Origin of the sequence: Paenibacillus sp. CAA11, from assembly GCF_003060825.1 — a bacterium.
In the GTDB taxonomy this organism is placed as follows: Bacteria; Bacillota; Bacilli; order Paenibacillales; family Paenibacillaceae; genus Fontibacillus.
On sequence record NZ_CP028922.1, the window covers coordinates 3,889,848 to 3,910,433 of the forward strand.

22 protein-coding genes are annotated in these 20,586 nt (G+C 47.1%); 1 reads left to right on the forward strand and 21 read right to left on the reverse strand.

The genetic code is table 11. The features are described 5' to 3' along the window. Positions 1–47: 47 nt before the first annotated feature. From DCC85_RS18190 to DCC85_RS18235, 11 genes are all read right to left on the reverse strand, one after another. Positions 48–1,499 carry an oligosaccharide flippase family protein gene (locus DCC85_RS18190; RefSeq protein ID WP_108466853.1) on the reverse strand — a complete coding sequence of 484 codons (1,452 nt, stop codon included), beginning with the start codon at positions 1,497–1,499 and terminating at the stop codon, positions 48–50. Positions 1,500–1,606: 107 nt separating this feature from the next. Then, positions 1,607–2,734, reverse strand: a complete 1,128-nt coding sequence (locus DCC85_RS18195) for an amidase domain-containing protein (protein WP_234414230.1) — start codon at positions 2,732–2,734, stop codon at positions 1,607–1,609. Beyond that, a complete protein-coding gene (locus DCC85_RS18200) occupies positions 2,715–3,398 on the reverse strand; it encodes a class F sortase (protein WP_234414231.1) in 684 nt (227 codons plus the stop codon). The genes DCC85_RS18195 and DCC85_RS18200 overlap by 20 nt, the downstream gene beginning before the upstream one ends. 41 nt (positions 3,399–3,439) lie before the next feature. After that, the gene (locus DCC85_RS18205) at positions 3,440–3,718 is read right to left on the reverse strand and encodes a hypothetical protein (RefSeq protein ID WP_108467950.1); all 279 of its coding nucleotides are present in this window, start codon (positions 3,716–3,718) and stop codon (positions 3,440–3,442) included. A 127-nt stretch (positions 3,719–3,845) separates the two neighbouring features. Continuing rightward, complete coding sequence (locus DCC85_RS18210; protein WP_108467951.1) at positions 3,846–4,535, reverse strand: polysaccharide deacetylase family protein; 690 nt, start codon at positions 4,533–4,535, stop codon at positions 3,846–3,848. Positions 4,536–4,674: 139 nt separating this feature from the next. Next, complete coding sequence (locus tag DCC85_RS18215) at positions 4,675–5,877, reverse strand: Ger(x)C family spore germination protein (RefSeq protein WP_108466854.1); 1,203 nt, start codon at positions 5,875–5,877, stop codon at positions 4,675–4,677. Continuing rightward, on the reverse strand, positions 5,874–6,983 hold the full coding sequence (locus tag DCC85_RS18220; RefSeq protein WP_108466855.1) for a GerAB/ArcD/ProY family transporter: 1,110 nt from the start codon (positions 6,981–6,983) through the stop codon (positions 5,874–5,876). The genes DCC85_RS18215 and DCC85_RS18220 overlap by 4 nt, the downstream gene beginning before the upstream one ends. Positions 6,984–7,018: 35 nt before the next feature. Continuing rightward, positions 7,019–8,680 (reverse strand): spore germination protein, encoded by a 1,662-nt coding sequence (locus tag DCC85_RS18225; RefSeq protein ID WP_108466856.1) that lies wholly within the window; start codon positions 8,678–8,680, stop codon positions 7,019–7,021. A gap of 244 nt (positions 8,681–8,924) precedes the next feature. Beyond that, complete coding sequence (locus DCC85_RS23070) at positions 8,925–9,137, reverse strand: hypothetical protein (RefSeq protein ID WP_159081922.1); 213 nt, start codon at positions 9,135–9,137, stop codon at positions 8,925–8,927. A gap of 92 nt (positions 9,138–9,229) precedes the next feature. Continuing rightward, positions 9,230–10,051 (reverse strand): TrmH family RNA methyltransferase, encoded by an 822-nt coding sequence (locus DCC85_RS18230; protein ID WP_108466857.1) that lies wholly within the window; start codon positions 10,049–10,051, stop codon positions 9,230–9,232. Positions 10,052–10,073: 22 nt separating this feature from the next. Further along, entirely contained in the window at positions 10,074–10,802 is a 729-nt protein-coding gene (locus DCC85_RS18235; RefSeq protein ID WP_108466858.1) for a potassium channel family protein, read from the reverse strand. 92 nt (positions 10,803–10,894) lie between these two features. Here DCC85_RS18235 and sspI point away from each other — a divergent pair, with 92 nt between their 5' ends. Then, a complete protein-coding gene (gene sspI / locus DCC85_RS18240) occupies positions 10,895–11,128 on the forward strand; it encodes a small acid-soluble spore protein SspI (protein WP_108466859.1) in 234 nt (77 codons plus the stop codon). A 96-nt stretch (positions 11,129–11,224) separates the two neighbouring features. Here the strand turns inward: sspI and DCC85_RS18245 are convergent, their stop codons facing one another. From DCC85_RS18245 to DCC85_RS18290, 10 genes are all read right to left on the reverse strand, one after another. After that, the gene (locus tag DCC85_RS18245; protein WP_108466860.1) at positions 11,225–12,808 is read right to left on the reverse strand and encodes a peptide chain release factor 3; all 1,584 of its coding nucleotides are present in this window, start codon (positions 12,806–12,808) and stop codon (positions 11,225–11,227) included. Positions 12,809–12,982: 174 nt separating this feature from the next. Beyond that, positions 12,983–14,530 (reverse strand): glucose-6-phosphate dehydrogenase, encoded by a 1,548-nt coding sequence (gene zwf, locus DCC85_RS18250; RefSeq protein WP_108466861.1) that lies wholly within the window; start codon positions 14,528–14,530, stop codon positions 12,983–12,985. A gap of 158 nt (positions 14,531–14,688) precedes the next feature. Further along, on the reverse strand, positions 14,689–15,498 hold the full coding sequence (locus tag DCC85_RS18255; RefSeq protein ID WP_108466862.1) for a radical SAM protein: 810 nt from the start codon (positions 15,496–15,498) through the stop codon (positions 14,689–14,691). A gap of 123 nt (positions 15,499–15,621) precedes the next feature. Beyond that, on the reverse strand, positions 15,622–16,278 hold the full coding sequence (locus tag DCC85_RS18260; protein WP_108466863.1) for a response regulator transcription factor: 657 nt from the start codon (positions 16,276–16,278) through the stop codon (positions 15,622–15,624). Continuing rightward, positions 16,235–17,329: a sensor histidine kinase gene (locus DCC85_RS18265; RefSeq protein WP_108466864.1), complete on the reverse strand. Its 1,095-nt coding sequence runs from the start codon at positions 17,327–17,329 to the stop codon at positions 16,235–16,237. The genes DCC85_RS18260 and DCC85_RS18265 overlap by 44 nt, the downstream gene beginning before the upstream one ends. 17 nt (positions 17,330–17,346) lie before the next feature. Next, positions 17,347–18,000: a cell wall-active antibiotics response protein LiaF gene (liaF, locus tag DCC85_RS18270; protein ID WP_108466865.1), complete on the reverse strand. Its 654-nt coding sequence runs from the start codon at positions 17,998–18,000 to the stop codon at positions 17,347–17,349. Positions 18,001–18,174: 174 nt separating this feature from the next. Continuing rightward, a complete protein-coding gene (locus DCC85_RS18275) occupies positions 18,175–18,882 on the reverse strand; it encodes a PspA/IM30 family protein (protein ID WP_108466866.1) in 708 nt (235 codons plus the stop codon). Positions 18,883–18,884: 2 nt separating this feature from the next. Beyond that, positions 18,885–19,397, reverse strand: a complete 513-nt coding sequence (locus tag DCC85_RS18280) for a PspC domain-containing protein (protein WP_108466867.1) — start codon at positions 19,395–19,397, stop codon at positions 18,885–18,887. A 5-nt stretch (positions 19,398–19,402) separates the two neighbouring features. After that, the gene (locus DCC85_RS18285; RefSeq protein ID WP_108466868.1) at positions 19,403–20,074 is read right to left on the reverse strand and encodes a PspA/IM30 family protein; all 672 of its coding nucleotides are present in this window, start codon (positions 20,072–20,074) and stop codon (positions 19,403–19,405) included. Between the two features lie 52 nt (positions 20,075–20,126). Further along, positions 20,127–20,426, reverse strand: coding sequence for a hypothetical protein (locus tag DCC85_RS18290; RefSeq protein WP_108466869.1), 300 nt, complete (start codon positions 20,424–20,426; stop codon positions 20,127–20,129). Positions 20,427–20,586: the final 160 nt, after the last annotated feature.

Consider the following 20,586-nt stretch of genomic DNA (forward strand, 5'->3'; position numbering starts at 1 on the left):
GTCCCCCGGGAACGGTCCTTCTTCATGTAAACTCAGTTCATCTTACTTCAGGTTTTTAACCTTAAATTCGCATAACGATAAGCTAGATAAACATAGGAGCATACACAGTATAGAGCTACTTCCACAGCTGTATTTAACAGCGAAGAAGCCACTCTCTTCGAAATTAAATCGCACAGGAATGTTAGAAATGCAAAGAACAAAATATCCATTAAGAAAACAATACCCCGTGTTTTTAAATAGCTGAACAGCTCGAGTGCTTTAAAATTGAATAGGGTGGCAATCAGCTCGAGTGCAATAATCCCCATATAAATGCCAGTAAGTTTCAGCCCAGGAATTCCTACCAAAATGTAAAGCAGCACAAAATTTACGGTTACCCCTACTGCAAGACCGGTAAATGGGGTGTTTTTTTGATTCCTGGCCCATAGAATGCTGGTCGTAATTTCTCTTAACCCAACCAATAAGGGTAAAAACGAAAGTGCCCGGATGGACGTACTGGCTTCAGGAACATCAAAAATATATCCTGCAATTTCCGATGAAAAGTTGAACAAAAACAAGCTGGAGACTATTCCCCAAACCCAACCTGTTTCTATCGCCTGATTGCTCTTTCTGTGGAACGCCCTAAATTTGTGACGGCTCCAATCCGCCGACATCTTCATCGTCATGGTGTGTGTTAATGCACTTGTTACCAGGGTGGGCATGTAGGCAACAACTAGAGCTATACCGGTAATTACACCTAAAACCTCTACCGCCTCTACCGATGATAACCCTGAAGCTTGCAACCGGTTAGGAATCACAATTGCATCCAAAAAGTCGGAGATAGGTATAAGCAGCCGGGTGAGAGAAATCGCCAAGGAGACTTTGATTATATCTGCCAAGGCTGAAGGCAGTTTAACACTGCCCGCTAACTTGTCCGAACGGAAGATCCAGTAGCATGCGATGAGAAATAGGAGAGCTGTAAGCGCACCTGCTGAAGTTCCAATCATAGCTCCGCCCGTTGCCAACACTATGCCTGCCGGCAAAAAGAATGGGATTAACAGCATTAACAAACCTATACGGATCGCCTGCTCTACAATCTCAGAAGCAGCGATCACTCCGTACCTCTCATTTCCTTGTAAATAGCCTCGCAATAGGCCAAGCAGAGGTACTACGAATACAGCCGGTGCCAGACACTTAATCGCGAAATCAAGCTGAGGATAGCCGAGAAGCCTGGCAATCGAGACAGATAACAGATAGATCATAAGGCTAAACAGAAGACCAGCAGGTAATATAATCAAGGAAAGACCCTTAAGGAGGGTCTTTCCTTCGCCTGGTGATTTGGATGTATATATAGCAAGGGCGGTAGGCAATCCTCCAGAAATCATCATTAAGACCAAGCCATAGAAGGAATAGGCAAGCTGGTATAGACCTACTCCCTCCGTACCAATGGTTCTTGTCATAAAGATCTTCCCCAATAGGCCAAGGGCTTTCACGAATATTATCGCCCCGGCTCTAATGGTCATTTGCTTAACAAACGGTGACGGTCTCAGACTCCTCTCCTCCCCATAGTCCTGTCCATATAAAATCTATGTGGGAGATTTGGAAGATATGAGGATTACCTAGCTTTTTGTTAGTCACGAATATGGATCAACTGATATTTGGTGAATTTATCCCAACCTAGATCGAAAGGGACCATATAGCGATCAGCGGTATGTGAATTCACCAAAGGATAGCCTTGCTTATCGAAGCCAACCACAATGGAGAAATGATCAATATCCCCGCCAATTACATAAGCAATTAGATCGCCTGCTTCAAGAGACTGAACTGAACGACCTCCCTGAGCGCTTGCTTTATTCATGTATTCCACGACTTTTATATAATCACCTTGCGCTAATACACGTGCATATCCAGAACGAACAAGAAAGCTTTTAAACCCATCGGTGTTTACCCAGGCCCTTGTCCCGCCAGTCCGTTTTATGTACCTCCACTCCGAACTTCTGCGCAGGCCTCCACCTTCATCCGGGTCGCCAATAGCCTGAGAAGAGAAATTGGTACAGTCTCCGCCCCGTGAGGTGTAATCCAAATACTTCTGATTATACCGCTGATTGTTACCGGCCCCCCATGCTAGCCCTGCATACTTATTTGCATAAGCTACTGCGCGATCTCTGTTGTAGTTATTTACAATTTTCGATGATTCAGCAGAAGCAGTGACAGGGCTGAAGTTTACATCGCATGCTTGTATCGTTTTGGGATCCTCTTCAAGCGGATCCAAGTACCATTCACTTTCCAAGAGCCAAGACTGACTTTTTTTCTTAAGTGTTAGGGAATGCCGGGTGCCAACTCCAAAATCGTGGTATACCGACGGATCATCATCATACTGATAACGCAGTCTTAAGGAATTTACTAGCGTAACTTTTGCCGTATCTCCTGACTGACTCATTCGGACGATGCGAATTTTCCCGTCAGCATCCACAAATTTGACTCGCCGCTGTTTTGCCCATTCGTGAAGATACCCAGCCCTCTGAATTTCACGATTAAAAGCATACCTGCTTTTTCGGTTGTCGACCATATAATAGTTTTGAATATGTGACTGCTCCTGATCAAGCAACAGTCGATTTCGATCATTGTACAAATTCTGCAGAAACTCGGTAACCTCCCTCTCCGTTAGAGAGTCAGCGTAGGCTTCATGGGAATACGAGTTGCAAGCAAAGGCAGCTATTATTATCATAACTAGGAGTTTACGGATATTTCTGTCCACTTATTAGTTCTCCTTGATCAGTTTTTTTAGGAGCCATCACTACACTGTGCAGCTTAGTGAAGACAATAAGTCTCCCCTCATGCTCACGCCGACTTCTACTATAGCGACCAGCACATGTTATTAGATTTAGACGGTGCTCCCGAGTAGGACCGAAGATTGCTTCAATAGGTGCTTGAGCTGTAGGATAATACTTAACAGCCTCCACTATAAAGACTGCCTTGTTGCCATAATGATCGATCACATATACAAAATCTCCCTGATGAAGTTTCTTTAGAGGATAAAACACCGCTGGGCCTGTGTAGGTATCCACGTGCCCTGCCATAACCGCATTACCTTCTCCACCAGGCAGAGCTGCAGGACGAAGATAACCTACTCGGTCCGTAGCTTTGGGGACATCCATCATCCCGCTTTCCAAGAATCCAACCGGTTCTGTTACCGCGTTTATATTCACGGAAGGAATACTTATTTTACGAGGAATAAGTCCTTTAAATGTTGATTCTTTACTTGTCGGCAGTTTCTCCAGATGCGGTGGTTCGGGTATAGTCTTAGCACGGTAAGTTTTCGGTTCAACTGCCTTTACAGGTTGTGGTTGACTTGAATGGCTACAGCCAGAACAAAGGAGCAACATGACAATGAATATGGGCAGGCAATTATGAATCTTCATAGGATCGATAATTGCGGGGGAGTTTCCTCCCCCGTTTCTCCTTAATTCATTTGCTCACTGGCGCCGCCAAATCCTGTTTTTGGCATTTGGTTTGTTCCTTTAGTTTTCAGGCTTTCCGTGTGGAGTTTATGGCCTGCTTTACTCTTGGAGTGAATTTTATGGCCTGCTTTACTTTTAGCGTGAATTTTATGACCTTCTTTACTTTTCACATGAACTTTATGTTCTTTGCTTTTCACATGAGCTTTATGCTCATGTACCTTGTTCTGCTCTGGTTTTTTCTCAGCAGCAGGAGCAGCACCAGCCAACGAAGTTAAATTCATAACTAGAGCAAGTGGCAATAACTGAAGCAATTTTTTTCATGTTCTCTTCCTCCTTGGCTAATAGTAACGAACGGTACTATGGTTACCGGAATTGAAAGGATTATGATAGTGAACCTTTTCCAACTTTTTAGAACCTAGACGACTTAGAAAATTTGATCAAATCCGTAACCGTAACCATCTGATAACCTTGTGCCTGAAGGGAAGGTATGATGGTTTTTAAAGCTTGAATGGTCTGTGATCGTCCTGCAACCCGATCATGAAATAGCACAATATCCCCGTTGTCGGCATTCTTAAGCACCTTATTTATAATTCTTTGAACCCCTGGCTTGCTCCAATCCCGGGTATCCTGATCCCAAGACCAGAGGACTGGGCAGAGTCCAAGCTGCTTCGAAACCTGTACAATCGTATCATCGTATATGCCTCCCGGAGGGCGGAAATACTTCGATCTATGGCCCGTAAGCTTATAGATTTCTTCCTCTGTCTTAGCGATCTCAGAGAGAACCTTGTCAGAGGAGGCGGGCAATCTGAAGAAGGTGTGGCTGTAGGTATGATTAGCCAACTCGTGTCCCTCAGCAACTATACGCTTTACCACATCAGGATTTTCCGCAACCTGTTTGCCTATCACGAAGAAGGTAGCTGGCACGTTGTATTGCTTAAGCAAATTAAGAATTTCAACGGTTTGTGCAGGATGCGGCCCATCGTCAAAGGTAAGAGCTATTAATTTGTGTGGAGTGACAACCTCCCATATAATCTCGCCTTTTTTTTCATAATACGCCCTGTCTCTTTGGGGCTGCCCCTCAGAGGCGAATACTTGCATGTTTGCTGAAAGAATCAGCAAACATACAAATGAAATCAAAAACTTTCGCAAGAAGCTCACCCTCTTTGAAGTAAGTTACTTTCATTATTATTTGCTAAGTTCATTCGTCTATCCAATGTAACGGTTCCCTTTATTTGGCTTACTCCATAATGGAACCATATCCCTCTATATTGATGTGAACCTCATGCGTAATTCTTGACTCTGCAAATATATCGTCCCAATGGTTTTTGACTTTCTCCCATAGGCGGGGGTGCTTGATCCTGATCTGCTCGCCAAACCCGAGCACATCAGCCCGATACTCCTTCTGAAGCTTCTGCAACAGCTGATTAACCTGCTTGTCCACCTCTTCCTCAAACCATTCCTGGAGACGTTCTATGTTCTTATCAGTTGGTGTATTATTCGCCAAGCTCCAGTCCTCCATGAACTGTCCTTTTGATTTAATATTGACATGAAATGAGATTTCATCCTGTCTAATAATGGGCGTAATTTTGCTCTTTGAGGAATGAATTTCATAGACGATCGTCTGGCCTGTTCTGGGGTCGTAAGTCTTCAACGGTCCGGCCAGCGCATTCCCCATAATCCAAGACACCCCTTCGAGATCGCTTTGGTTCAGTGTGCCAAGCAGCTTCTTCGTTTTCCCGCTAAAAACCCCAGCTCCGGAGAGCTTATGCTCTTGTTCGAAGGTAATAACGTTCTGCAGCATGAAGCTGGTACCTGATTGCATTTTGGCATCCAGCTTGGCAAGAGACATAGGGGGCAAAATCTTATTGGAGCGGTAACGATTCTGCGGAAGGCCTCGTAAATAAAATGCCGGAATATCACTGGAATTCTTTGAACTTAATGCATCCACTGCCTTCCCTTGGCACAACATCACCAAAGTACTCAGACGAATATCGTTATCTCTAAGAACAAAATCCAGCAGCTGTTGCATGCTGTATTTGCGTGCAAGTTCGCTTGATACCACAACGACCTTGAGATGATGACCGATTAGAGGACGGCTCCGACGAAGCGAGAACTGGCGTAAAATTTGAAATAATGAATCACCGGTCAACCTCTCGTTAAGAAAGGTTTGGTCCGATGGAGAAGATCCGCTGCCCTGCTTTTTAGCTCCTCCACTTGTACCCGGAACGGTTTGAACGGTCACAGTAATCAAATCTTTTTTCGGATAGTTCCCGCCCTGTTCATCTATGCTCTCCTCAAACGGGGTCTTTTCTGCCACATCAAGCCCGATACCTACATATACGCTCAGATTCTCTATTTCCTTAGAGCTCCAGCATCCGGTCTGTAGAACCAGGAAAAGGATCACCAGCAAAATAAAGCCCCATTTCCTGATAAGCATCATTTAGACCGCCTTACTTTCTTGCGAATCATATCCGCAATCAGCAGCAGAAGCGGCATTCCACCGAATAATATTATCGATGTATTCCCAAGCATATCCCCCATGATGAAAGCCTCCCTCTGACTTTTCGGCATAAGTGCAAATAGATAAACCAGTGGTAAAGCTATAAACAGAAAAAGGTTAATTTTTCTCCGAGTCATTTGCGTGCTTCCGAGAGACACGGCAAACAAGGTAATCGTGGAGGTTGAGAAAATTTGCATAATCCAGATTACCAGCAATAGAGATTCAAATCGTTCGAAAATCAGTCCTTCTAACTCAAAGCTCCGCAGCAAGTCCAAAGTGGGAAATGTCTTGTTTTTCACTCCTACTACGGACAATCCGCCAACGACCATGATGATGGTAATCAGATAGATTCCGATTGATACAAGGAGCGCACCAACGAGAGACCGTGTCCCCCTCTTGGGCTGTTTCATAAATGCCATAACTACAAACATAATCTCGTACCCAGTAAAAGCAAGCAGTGTGGGCTTCATTCCGCGGAGAACCGGCATAATCCCCTGGCCGAGAACAGGTCTAAGGTTATTCAGATCAAAAATCTTCAAACTCATGAGCATAACGATCACAAAGAAAATAAGCGTGATTGGAAGGATGATTTCAAATAAGCGGGTAATCGCATTTAATCCGCCGGCAATCAAGTAATAGCCGATCAAAATAAATATCATCACAATCGCCCAATAAGGTGTCCCTTCCAGTAGGTATATCCCTGTTACCTCGGCCATAATCCGAATTTCAAAGGCGGAGATTAGCAAAAAATAAAAAATCACGCATAATCCCAGCGGAACGGCCAGCCACTTTCCTACGATTTTAGGCGCAAATTCAAAAAACGTCTCTCCAGGATATCTCCGGCATAGCATGACCACAATCATACCCGCTATCCAGATAATAATGCTGGACAGCAGCATAGACAGCCATACATCCGGTGTCCCTACAGCCTCAGTCGTTGTTCGGGGCAATGTAAGGATGCCCGCCCCCAGCATATAGTTAATAATGATAACTGCTGCTTGTGTCGTTGATAGTTGAATCCCTGTACGCTGTGAAAGCTGATTCATCCAAACTCCCCCCTTTACTTGTAATTTCCCTTCACCTAGCGTCTATCCCGATCCTGTGGAGACATCATAACAGGACGCTTGCGCATGTATTTAAAGGGCAGGCGAAGCAGCATATCCTTCCAATCAGAAATACGGTAAGGTACAGCTGGACTCACATAGGGGACACCAAAGCTCTCCAGCCTTACCAAGTGTGTACCTAAGAGCAGAACGAACATCACCAGCCCATACAGGCCGAATACTGCCGCACTGAACATCCCGGCAAAGCGCAAAATCCGCAGAGAAATCCCCGCTGAGTATACAGGGATCGCAAATGAGCTAATCGCGGTGACTGCGACCACGATGACTAGAAATTGACTGACAATTCCTGCCTGTACGGCAGCTTCTCCGATAATCAGGCCCCCGACGATGCCCATAGCAGGTCCTATAGGTCTGGGCAGCCGGATCCCCGCTTCGCGCAGGATTTCAATAGCAATCTCCATAATCAATGCTTCAATGATCGAAGGGAAGGGAACCCCTTGCCGAGTCTCGATAATGGTCAGAACGAGCTTTGTTGGAATTAAGCCCGGTTGAAACGATATGAAGGAGATATAAAGAGCCGGTGCAAGCAGAGCAATTACGGCTGTTAGAAATCTCAGCAGGCGAAGAAATGAGCCTGGAATCCAACGATCATAATAATCATCAGGCGATTGCAATAGCATGGTAAATGTAACAGGCATGATTAGCGCAAAGGGAGAGCCATCCAGTAAAATGGCTACCCTGCCTTCCAGCAGCCCGCTAAGCACCCGGTCCGGTCTCTCTGTATTATGAATCTGCTGAAAAGGACTTAGCGTATTGTCCTCGATAAGCTGCTCAATGTAACCGGAATCCAGTGCGGCATCGATCTGAATTTTCTGTATTCGGCGATCTACCTCCTTAACTAGGTTCGGATCAGCCACATCATCTAAGTAGGCAAGAATCATCCTTTTTTTCAACCGGTTGCCGACCTCATACTGGGAAAAAACCATACTATTATTCATTCCCTGCATTCGCAAGAGTCCCATATTATCGCTTAAGCTTTCTGTAAAGCCTAGGCGCGGCCCGCGAAGCAGAGTTTCCGATATTGGTTCCTCGACTCCCCGGGTTTTCCCCTTGGGCGAACCAATCAAGAAGGCTCCATCCATTCCCTCTATGAACATACCGATGACCCCGATCAGGATCGTCTCCTTCATTACAGACAGTGAACGAGTCTCACTGATTTCTGTAATCGGAAGGAGATTATCACGAATACGCTTCTTAAGCTTCTCACCGCTTGGCCGGTGTAGTGATTGGCGGTCCTCAATGTCGATATGCATGAGCGGAGTAAGCAGATGGGTATCGACCAGATCGGTATCATACAGGCCTTCCATGGCAAAAATGCAGACTCGGACATCTGTTCCTTTTAAAACGAACTCCCTGCTCTTGAAATCGGCGTTCATGCTTAGCTGACTTTTAAGTGCTGCAACATCTCTCTCGAAATGCCCAGAAAGGAGCTGGGTGGCTTCTTCATTTTTCCTGTTGGTATTGGAAGACGGATGATCTTTCTTAGCATCAAGGCCTCGAGTCAGCCCCTGCCGAATCCACTTACCCGCAGTGTACATAAGAAGAGGAATGATGGGCAGCAGAAGAGCCTGTATGAAGACCGATATATCCGGTATGTGTTCGATAATTTTTCTCCACATCACAATAAGCCCGCCTTCTTGGTACATCCTTCGTATGGTTAAGGATTTGATCTGACTGTAGGGTTGCCTAAAAACTTCCCCGCTATCCATTTTGTTAGAGAAGAATGAACAAGAAAAAGAACCCTTGATTTAAGGGTTCTTTTGAATGTACCGCTATAATTTGCGTTACCTACTTTAATGATCCATCCCATGATTATATGTAGTAAGCATTGGCGAGTCTAATGTTACGGGTATAACACTTACACTAATTAACCCCAATACAATTGCCATCGAAATAAATGCCTTTTTCATTACGAATCTCCTCCTTTAGAGTGTTAGCCATAAAAACCGAATACCGTACCTGCTGATTTTCATCGGCATGTTGTCTAAATGATTCAAATAAGGCGGAAAACTTTTTAAAAGCTTCTACATCTCCCGTCGTACCTGATAATGCCAAACCTTCCAAATTTGTAACCAATAGTATAACAAAATCAAAAACGCCACTTATCCTTTTAATGGATAGTTGGCGTTTTTAAATTCAAAATAAATCAAAACAATTAAACAGTTTAGTTATTTGAGCGTTGGACGGGAATTGTTTATATATGAAAAATCCCTCTGTCTAAGCGCCTCATACAGCAATACCGAGGCCGCCATCGCTACATTCAGCGATTCAGCCTGCCCCTTCATCGGGATGATCAGCGCATCATCCATCAGCTTCAGCGCCGTAGCGGATAATCCACCGCCCTCACTGCCAAAGAGCAACCAGACCGGTCCTGTAAAATCATACGCATAGCAAGAGCTTGCAGCTTGAAGACTTGTCCCGGCGAGGCGTATTCCCTTCGCCTTTGCTTCAGGCAGAACCTCCGCCAGATCTGCTTCAATAACCGGCAAGTGGAACAGCGAGCCCATGGTGGCCCGAATTGTCTTCGGACCATAAATGTCGGCACAGCCTGCACCGATAATAACCCCGTCCGCCCCTACCGCATCCGCGCTGCGAATTATCGTGCCTACATTGCCAGGATCCTGTACCCCGTCAAGCACAACTACAAGGCTATTAGGCTTAGAGAGCAAGCTCTCCGCCGTACGGCGTTCTTTGCGTATTACCGCAAAAACGGGCTGCGGCGATTTAGTGTCGCTGCATTTGGCAATAACGGCTTCCGAGACACCGATCCACTCCGTGCCTAAAGCATTTGCAGCAGCACCAGCTAGCTCATGTGGAATACCGCGTTCAAGTGAATAAGCTACGCATTCTATATCTAATCTCGCCTTGAGCGCTTCTTGGACCAGATGCACACCTTCTACTAAATACTTGTGCAGCTTATCACGATGCTTCTTCTCCAGCAGGGAGGCCCATTCCTTGACCCTGGCATTCTGAAGAGATGTAATGTTCATAGATCTCAATCCTGTCCACAATTTATTGGGCGTAAGCCAGCTCCAGCTTCGTTAAGTCGTCCTTCTGTCCGACTACAACGAGCACATCATCTGGTGCAAGGCGTTCGGCCGGATCGGGAGAAATGTTCATCTTGCTTCCGCCTTCTTTTTTGATCGCCATGACATTGCATTTAAACCGTGCACGGACATCCAGCTCCATGAGGTTTTTTCCAACGATCGACGGAGTTACTTTGATCTCCAGAATGCTGTATTCATCCGAGATCTCAATATAATCTATAATATTAGGCGAGGTGAGATGGTGGGCTACACGAAGTCCCATATCCCGTTCTGGATAAATAACCTTATCCGCACCAATCTTCTGGAGAACCTTCCCGTGCAGTTCATTTTGTGCCTTGACTACAATAAGCGGTCCGCTCATATCCTTCAGAATCAGGGTGGTCAGAATACTCGCCTGGATATCTTCTCCTATGGCAACTACCACCACATCGAAGTTACGGATGCCAAGTGCTCTCAATGCTTCCTCATCCGTTGAATCCGCAGTGACTGCATGGGTTACAATATTAGAAACCGCTTGAGTTCTATGCTCATCCGAGTCAATGGCCAGTACGTCAAAGCCCATTTTGCTGAGTGCATTCGCTACACTAAAACCAAACCGTCCCATTCCTATGACGGCAAACTGCTTTTTTGACATGTCACTCTCACCTACCGAAGGCCGGATTTTTTTATTATGCTCATTCTTATAGTATATCATAATCCAGGAAATTCTTGAATTTGCTCATGGGCCGCCGGGGAACATTAATAACGGTACCGGACACATGATAATTCATAAGGAGGAAGCCATTCATGGCCATTATGCTCGATCTCCGTCAAGCCGTTGTTCATAAAATGTACGGCCGAGATCAACAGGGACTTCGTGAATTGATTGAAGGCTCGATTGATGCTCAGGAAGCGGCACTTCCAGGTTTAGGGGTTGCCTTCGAGATCATCTGGAAGCGGCTTGAATCCGCTAAGCAAGACGAACTGGTAGCCGTGCTGAATCAAGCGCTTCAAGCGAATCCGCCCAAGCCGATCAGATAGACCCAGTGCAAAATCAGTCTGACAAATCAAAATCCCTCAAAGGCCTAAAAAAGGACATGAGGGATTTTGATGTAATCGAATTATAACGATATAAAATTAAGGTGCAGTTTCCAGGAATTTGGCATCCGGGTATTTCTCCATCGCTGTGCGCATAGCATACTCATTCTCGAACAACACCACATAATTATCTTTCTTATCTTTAACGAGCGTGGAATTAATACGGAATTTACCAGGATCAATATTCTCCCCAACGATCCACCGCGCGAACTGGTACGGCATCCGCTGAAGCTGAACATCCACCCCGTATTCCCCCTTCATCCGATACTCAAACACTTCGAACTGCAGCTGTCCAACAACCCCCAGAATGGTATCTTCAAAGCCAACAGTACGGAATACCTGAATCGTTCCTTCCTCTGTCAGCTGATCAATCCCTTTCTGATACTGCTTGTGCTTGAGCGCGTTCTTCACTGTTACCTTCGCAAAAATCTCCGGGGAGAACGTAGGAAGCTCATCGAACACAATCTCACTGCCCTGACTTAAAGAGTCGCCAATCCGGAAGATCCCCGGATCAAATAGTCCAATAATGTCACCAGGATAAGCTTCACTGACAATGTCCCGATCCTGGGCAAGGAATTGCTGTGGCTGGGACAGCTTGATTTCTTTGCCAACACGAACATGCTTTACGGACATGCCCCGCTCAAATTTGCCTGATACAATGCGCAAGAAGGCAATCCGGTCACGGTGAGCCGGATTCATGTTTGCTTGAATCTTGAAGATGTAGCCGCTGAATTTGTCATTGGTCGGCTCAACCTCACCTTGCAAGCTCTTCCGCGGCTCTGGTTTTGGCGCTAGTTCCAGGAAATTCTCCAGGAAGGTCTGCACACCAAAGTTGTTCACGGCACTTCCGAAGAATACTGGGGTAAGCTCTCCGCGGCGTACTTTTTCAATATCAAAAGGATCTCCCGCTACATCCAGCAGCTCTAAGTCCTGACACAGCTGGTCATGCAGATATTCACCAGCCATCTCCCGAATCAGTGAATCATTGTAGTCTGCGACCTTCTGAACTTTGATCTGGGAATGATCATCTCCCTGGAACAGCTCTACCTGATTGTTCATGCGGTCATACACGCCGCAAAGCTCACGTCCGGAGCCAATCGGCCAGTTCATCGGAACTGAGCGAATGCCAAGCACCTGTTCAAGCTCTTCCATCAACTCAAACGGATTTCGGCCCTCACGGTCCAGCTTATTAATGAATGTAAAGATCGGGATGCCCCGCTTCGCACAAACCTGGAATAGCTTGATCGTCTGGGCTTCGACCCCTTTCGCCACGTCAATCAGCATGACTGCACTGTCCGCAGCGGTTAACGTCCGGTAGGTGTCTTCACTGAAGTCCTGGTGGCCCGGAGTATCAAGAATATTTATGCGATGTCCTTTATAGTCAAATTGCATGACAGAGGATGTTACGGAAATCCCCCGCTGCTTCTCAATTTCCATCCAGTCACTGGTCGCGTGCTTGCTCGCTTTGCGTGCCTTGACTGAACCGGCAAGGCGTATCGCCCCGCCAAACAGCAGCAGCTTTTCCGTCAATGTCGTCTTCCCGGCATCCGGGTGGGAAATGATCGCAAACGTCCGCCGTTTGTCCACTTCCTGCTGCAGCACTTGTTCTAAAGCTTTGCTCATTTCTCACGTATCCCTTCATTCCATAAGTCGTGTCCATATTGTATCATACTTCGTGCATTTATACGCAAAATCATCCTCGTACGCAAGATATGCGCACAAGGATGATTAAGCACATGTTCCATATATTCTACTCAGACATTGGAAGACCTGTTCTTGATCTGTGTATTATAGAGACTAGCCTTTGATCCAGATGACATTATCTTCTTCTTGGCCATTTACAGGCCACCACTTGAACCCGTCTTGAGCCAGAAGTTCTTCCGCTTCCTTAGGTCCCCAAGAGCCTGCTGGGTAGTGACTAATCTCTCCGGGCGCTTTAGCCCAAGCCTCAGCAATCCGATCAATAAAGGACCAAGCTGCCGCTACCTCATCCCAACGTGTGAAATAAGTAGAGTCTCCGTGGGCCGCATCATGGATCAACCGTTCATAAGCCTCTGGAGAGTTAATCCCCACCTGGCAGCTTTGGCAGAATTCCATAGCGAGCGGCTTGATCTCAGACTCCGTTCCCGGATTTTTGGCGTTAATCTTGATGTAGATTCCTTCCATCGGATTGACACGAATAACCAGCAGATTCGGAGCCAGCGTATGCTTCTGTCCTAAATATACATTGTTAGGCATGCTCTTGAACTCGACTACTACTTCCGTAGTTTTGACGGGCAGACGCTTCCCTGTGCGGATATAGAAAGGAACACCAGCCCAGCGGAAGTTATCCACATACAGCTTGGCAGCAAAATAAGTCTCCGTGTTGGAGTTCGGATCTATCTTGTCCTCCTGCCGGTAACCCGGAAGCACTTTGCCCCCGGCTTCGCCTTCGGTGTATTGGCCGCGAACCACATGCGCCTTCACCTCGGCTTCCGTTGGATAAGGACGAAGAGAACGGAGCACCTTCACCTTCTCATCCCGGATATCCTCCGCTAAGAGGCGGCTTGGCGGCTCCATAGCGATCATGGTCAGCAGCTGGAGCATATGGTTTTGCCCCATATCCCTTAAAGCTCCGGCATGATCGTAATATCCTCCACGCTCTTCAACCCCTACGGTTTCACTGAGCGTTATTTGTACATTGGCAATATGCTTATTGTTCCACAACGGTTCAAAGAACGCATTTGCAAAACGAATAACCTCGATGTTCTGCACCATTTCCTTCCCAAGGTAATGGTCAATGCGGAAGATCTCCTCTTCCTTGAACACTTGATTGAGCTCCTCATTCAGCTTCTCGGCTGAAGGCAGATCGTAACCGAAAGGCTTCTCGATGACCAGCCGGTGCCAGCCACCGCTTTCCAGCATTCCGCCTTTCTGCAAGTTCAGCGACACACTGCCGAACAGCTCAGGCGCAAGCGCAAGGTAGAACAGCCGATTGCCAGGAATACCGTACTTGGCTTCCATCGCCTCGGTATGCTCCCTAAGTTCGCGATATCCATCCACATTATGAATATCGAGGGATTTATATTCGAAGTGTTCAGCAAACCTCGCCCATTCTTCCCCGTCTTTTACCGGATAGCGGCAAAACTCCTGAATGGAATCATATAAGTCGGATCTGAACTCCTCCGGAGTCCTAGGACGACGGGCTACGCCGATAACTGCAAAATCCTCGGCCAATTTACCTTCACGATAGAGTGAATAAATCGCCGGATACAGCTTGCGATGGGCTAAGTCGCCCGTTGCTCCAAATATAAAAAAGACAGTTCCAGGTGCTTGCAATACCTCAAGATTTTGATTGTCAGCCATGGCTCCTCATTCTTTCTATGTAATATAGTATAGTTTGATTCGTCAGCCTCAACCTTGATGTGATGCCATTTTAGCATATCTCCATAAGGGATGCCATCCTCTTCCTATGAACATCTTAACTGTAATTAGTATTTAACCCATTGGCTGATATCTATTCATTAATATTCAACCGTCAGCATCGGCGAGCCCCAAGACAGCTCCTGCATCCCCCCTTGCATATCCGTATGAACAGCCATTTGCAGGCCGATCGGTTTAGAGCTGCCTTGAACCTTGATGCCGATTTCAAACTCAGGAAGGTAGTAAGTGCTGGTTACGGTGTTCTCATCCTCATACTTGTCCAGCGCTGCTGGGCGCAAGCCTGCTTCATGCAGATCAGCTTCCAGCTGTTTAAAAACTGCCGTCTCAGCAGAGAGCTGCCCGCCCTCTCTCTTCTGACCTGCGGTACTCTTGAGCTTAACCCCTCCCCGTATAGCACCATTCCAATTCGCATCAACTTTTGCTTGCAACAGAACGGCCCCCGCTTTTTCTTGCCGCTGGGTAACAGTATTAAGCCCCTGCCCATGGGCATCTATGCGGAGAACCACATACAGGCTGTTCTTTTCCCGGGCAATAATCGATAGCTCCTCTTGAATTTCTTCTGAATTCCAGGCGACTGATTGCGCTTTATAGACTGGATGGTTCTGCACTTCATAACGCTTTACCTCACCTAAGCCAAGCTTTTGGGCCAGCTCTTCTGCTGCCTCTTTTGCTGTCATATCCACCTGCCAGGTTCCCTGCCACTTTACAACCCCGGTAAGCTTCTCCTCAGACTTCTTCATCGCCAGCTTGATCAGCTCATTCCACTGCTGATTAGCTGCAGCTAATCTATCTCTCCCTTGAATCCCCGCCGTACTTTCCTTGGCCGTAAATCCGACCAGCAGCGTTAATATAATTGCACCAGCTATCATCCATAAACCCATCTTCTTCATAAGAGCAAGCCTCCCGAATCTAGTAATCTATGAGATCAGGATGTCCCGAAGATAGGAGTTTTATTCTATTACTTATAAAAAAAGAGACCTCACGGCCTCTGAACCCAAAAATATTGATTTAATTTACTCTGCTAAGCCGTTCTTATATGCGTAAATAGCGGCCTGGGTTCGATCCTCAACATGCAGCTTCGCCAGAATGTTCGTCACATGGAACTTCACCGTCTTGACTCCAATAATCAGTTCATCGGCAATGTCTTGATTCGACTTTCCTTGTGCAAGCAGACGTAATACATCCATCTCCCGGTCTGTTAGCTCTTCATGTGCAGGAGCTTCTGCCTTTGGCTGACGGAATCGATTCATCATCTTAGAGGCAACCTGGGATTCCAATACCGATTGGCCTCTGGCGGCCGCTCGGATCGCTTCCGCAATCTCTGATGCCCGGGACGTTTTGAGCAGATAGCTGAATGCCCCTGCTTCAATAACGGGATACATCTTCTCATCATCCAAATAGCTTGTAAGCACGATCACCTTGCAATCCGGATAAAGCTTGAGCAGCTGCCGGGTTGTCTCTATACCGTCCATGCCTTCCATAACCAGGTCCATCAGTACTACGTCAGGCTTGTATTCCTGGGCAAGACGAATACCTTCCTGTCCACTGCTGGCCTCGCCTACCACTTCTATACCTTCCTCCGTACCCAGTACCGCTGCAAGTCCTATGCGCACCATCTCATGATCATCAACCAGCAGTACCTTGATGAGGTACTCCGTCTCCGCTGTCATTGTTCCACCCGCCTTCTTGTTTCATTAAAGGAATCGTGATTTCAATCCGGGTTCCCTTACCCGGTGCCGTTATAAACTGCAGCGAGCCGCCAATCTCACGCACACGCTCCTGCATATTGGATAAGCCATAAGAAGCCTGCTTCTTATCATCCAATTCAAACCCTATTCCATTATCGCGCAAGATGACTCTGACTGCATCATCTCTCTGGTGGATACGAATCTCCATCTTGTCTGCTTTGGCATGGCGCAGCGTATTGGACATTGCTTCCTGGATAATGCGGAACAGATGGTTCTCAATGCCCTTTACCAGCTGCAGATTGTCGTCCATATCCAGCGTAATCTCCATAGGGACCTTGGTCTTGAGCTCCCGGACAAGCTCTGTTACACCTTGCGTCAGCTCCTTGCCTTCCAAATACACCGGACGCAGATGAAGCAGCAGCGCTCTCATCTCCGATTGGGCTACTGAAGCCATCTCCTCAATGAGCTCCACCTGACGCTGCGCCTTGTCAAAATCCTTCTCCAGTGTTCTTCCCACCGCTGTAGCCGTCATAGATATTGCGAAAAGCTGCTGAGATACCGCATCATGCAGCTCGCGAGCCAGCCGCTGGCGTTCCTCCACAATCGCGGATACTCTAGCTTGCTCCGCAAGCTGGGCATTGTGGGTGGACAGACGCTGAAGCGAACTGACCTGCTCCTCCCAGCGCTGACCAATTCTCCCAAGCTGCTCTCCCAGTCTGCCCACTTCGTCCTCACCGAGCTCTGGAATCGTTCTGGCTGGATTGCCCTTCTCCCACTGGAGCAGGGAATCCCTGAGCAGATCAAGCCGTCGCTTGATTCGATACACATCGTAGAAGCCGTATGCGGCACCTACCCCAACAAGAATAGTAACTATAGTGATGCCTACCGCGACTCCGGTTCGCCAAGAGGTAAAAGAATTCAACAATCCGTATGTATTGAGAATATAAAGAATGACTGCCAACAGAAAAAAAGACAGGAGAACCCCATCGCGCATGCTGCGGGATACGATATTTACCGGCTTTTTCTTTCTCATCGAAATTGGCCCTCCTGTCAAAACGGAAATTTTATATCAACATCTCCTACAAGATAGGAGATTACAATTTTCACCTTTTGTTCTCGCTGTTCATAATTCGGGGAACGCCAGTAAATTCGGTTCACCATACCCGTTTCCTGCTCACGGCCCATCTGAATGCGGCCAAACAATACAAAAGCTTCAATTTCAATCCCATAATCCTCAGATATAGATAAATCTACATCCCCTACAATCCCTTGAAGTATCAAGGTATTCTGAGTCTCTTCAACAATGGCCAAGGACAGATCGATATCCAATTCGCCAAGAACGTGCCACATTCCTAGGTTCCTTAGCACCCAAGGGTCGCGGTCCCAATGAACGCCCTCTATAAAATTATGCTTCTGCCTGTCATTATGGTCTGGCTTCATTTGCTTGGACTTGGCATAGAATAAACCTAGGGATATCAAGCAAATGACCAGCACCAGCATGAAATGATCAATCAGAATAATACCGCAGCCGACAGCCAGCAGCATATAACCTGTTCGGACCTCGGTTCCCTGCCTGATCTTATACACTCCATATAAGAGTAGAACAAGCGCGGCGAGCGTGAAGAAATTCGTCCATCTACCGAAGATCATTAAAATGCCGATGCCAATAAAAGCGATAGCCCAAAAACGATTTTTTGTCTCCATCCCGCCGCACCTCCTTTGTGTCTATCCTAAGCCTAATAAGCTTTAAGAAGCCATCACAGTACAATCTTCACTACTGCATGGCTTCAGCAATCCATACAGACGGCTTAAGCTGCATTTTGCAAGCTTAAGCCCATGCTGTATAGCATATCATATTGTTTGTGGTCCGAATAGAGATTACTCTTCTGAGCCTTTATTTTGTGCTGCGCTAGGATTCAGCTTAGACTTCAGCGCACTGAGCTGCTCCTCTACCTTCAGCTGCTTCTCTGCATCCGCAGGGCTGATGTAGCTGCTTGTGCTTGTGCGAGGAGAGTAAGGCGCACGCATCACATCTGCTTCAGCCTCAAGCTGCAGAATTTTCTCTTCCATACGCTGGAATCCAAGCGATGCGCTTCCGCTTTCGATCGTATGCAGGCTGCTTACCTGGGACATTTGTTTTTTCGCCTTCGCCATTTGAGCACGGGCTACCAGCTCGTTACGCTTGTTGCGGAGCTTGTAGAATTCGTCCTTCATCTCATGCAGCTGGTTCAGCAGCTCTTGAGCTTGAGCTTCCGCCTGTGCATGCAGATCGCTGAATTCCACTTGCTTCTGATCGAAGTGAATTTTCTCCTCAAGAAGCTTGCGTGCAACTTCCTCCTGCCCGTTCTTCAGAGCAGCTTCTGCTTGACTTTCACGCTGTGCGGATACACGGTACGCTTCATCAAGACGCTGCTTCATGCGGCGCTCATTTGCCATTTGCTTAGCTACAGTTACCTCAGCGTCACGGATTTCTTCTTCCATATCGCGCAGGTATTGGTTAAGCATCACAATCGGATCTTCAACCTTATCCAGCATTTCATTGATAGACGCCTTTGTAATATCCTTAATTCTTTTAAATACTCCCATTGTTATACGTCTCCCTTCTCATTTCCATTCTCGTATTTAGCAAGTTTTCTCCGAAGCTCTTCGAGCTCTTTCTCCATAGCCTTCTTCTCTATATCCTCCATCATGGAGTCCAAATTTGATTCAGGGTTTCTATACCCACCATTCGCCTGTCTGCCAGAATAAGGCGGTGGCGGTGGTGGCGGCCCATCAGACGGCCGACCATAAGGAGGGCGCGGCTGATAACGACGATCGTGCAGCGGATCTCCATAGGGTCCAGGTTCAGGACCAGGGCCGGGCCCCGGGCCATATCCCGGATGCCAGCCTTGCATCCGATACGGATCATAAGGCTGATAAGGTTCCTTTGAGATGACCAGCGAAGCAATCAGATAGATGAAGATGATCGCCCCGCTGGAGAATGGAATGGCGATGACGGTGATCAGACGCAGCAGGCCTGCGCTGATACCGAAGCTCTCGGCCAATCCACCGCATAATCCGGTAATCCACCGGTCTTTGCGGGAACGGTAAACACGGTTCATCCTCTTCACTCCTCTCTTCGCTTATCCAGCTTTTGTCTTAGACGGGCCATCTCCTGTTCCAGAGTGGACTGTAGTGCAGATCCAGCTTGATTCAGAAACTCTGATCCGGCTTTGCGCAGATCGCGCAGGCTCCGCGCCTCCCATTCCATGTCGGACATCCGGTCCTCTAATCGACCGAACATCTTGGGAACATCCCGATCGCCAAATCCGCTGCGCTGATTCATACGCTGCTGAAGACGAAGGGTCTCCATTCTGGCGTAGTAGTACTGCCGCTTACTATACACAGTCTGATATTCTGTCTTAAGCTCGCTGATCTGAAGCTCTAGCTCCTGCAAAGATTGCAGGTTCTCCAGATACAGCCCCTCATACTGCTCCAATTTTTCCTCGTACAGCATTTTCTCTTGCAATGCCAGCTTAGCCAAATGCTCTTCTTCCGCTTTTAATGCCAGCAAAGCCTGTTCTTCCCTTTTATCTCTCATTGCCTTTGCATGATCCACTTGGTTCTTCAAGCTGCGAGTATGGGAAGCACATTGATGATGAAGTCTCTCCGCCTCAGTAATTTCCTGCCGTGTCTCGATCAGAAATTGATCGATAAGGCGAACGGGATCCTGAGCTTGCTCCAACCGTTCATTCAAGTTGGCTACTGTAATATCTCTTACCCGGCGAAATACACCCATGAGCTGCTGTCCCTCCTAACGTAACGTTAATGTGTCATCTTCTTATATGATATTAATATCCCCGTCTGCCTCTACCAAGTGCGGACACGCCGTACACAATCAATCCTATACCAATTACCGGTACCAGAATCCATGCCAGCTTGGAGAGCAGGGAGACAACTCCCAGGAAGAGAACAATCCATCCGAAGAAGGCATTACCTCTGCGAATCCCGTAGTAGCCCAGTCCAATCGCTGCGATTGAAATCACAATGCCGAACAGGCTGCCGAGGAACGGAGTGAATTTGCCCAACAGGATCAGAGCCCCCAGGGCAATAAGTACAATTGCAAATCCGCTTGTTCTGTTGCTTTTCATCGTTTTATCACCGCCTTTTGTTGTTCAACCTTATGTCTATATTCTAGGATGTAAAGCAATTTTCCAAAACGGACCGAGGACGGTTTTTTATACTGGACTTAGGTCGAGGATCGTACAAGACCTTCTGCTAACCTATAACTAGCCCGCAGTCCGCAGTCAT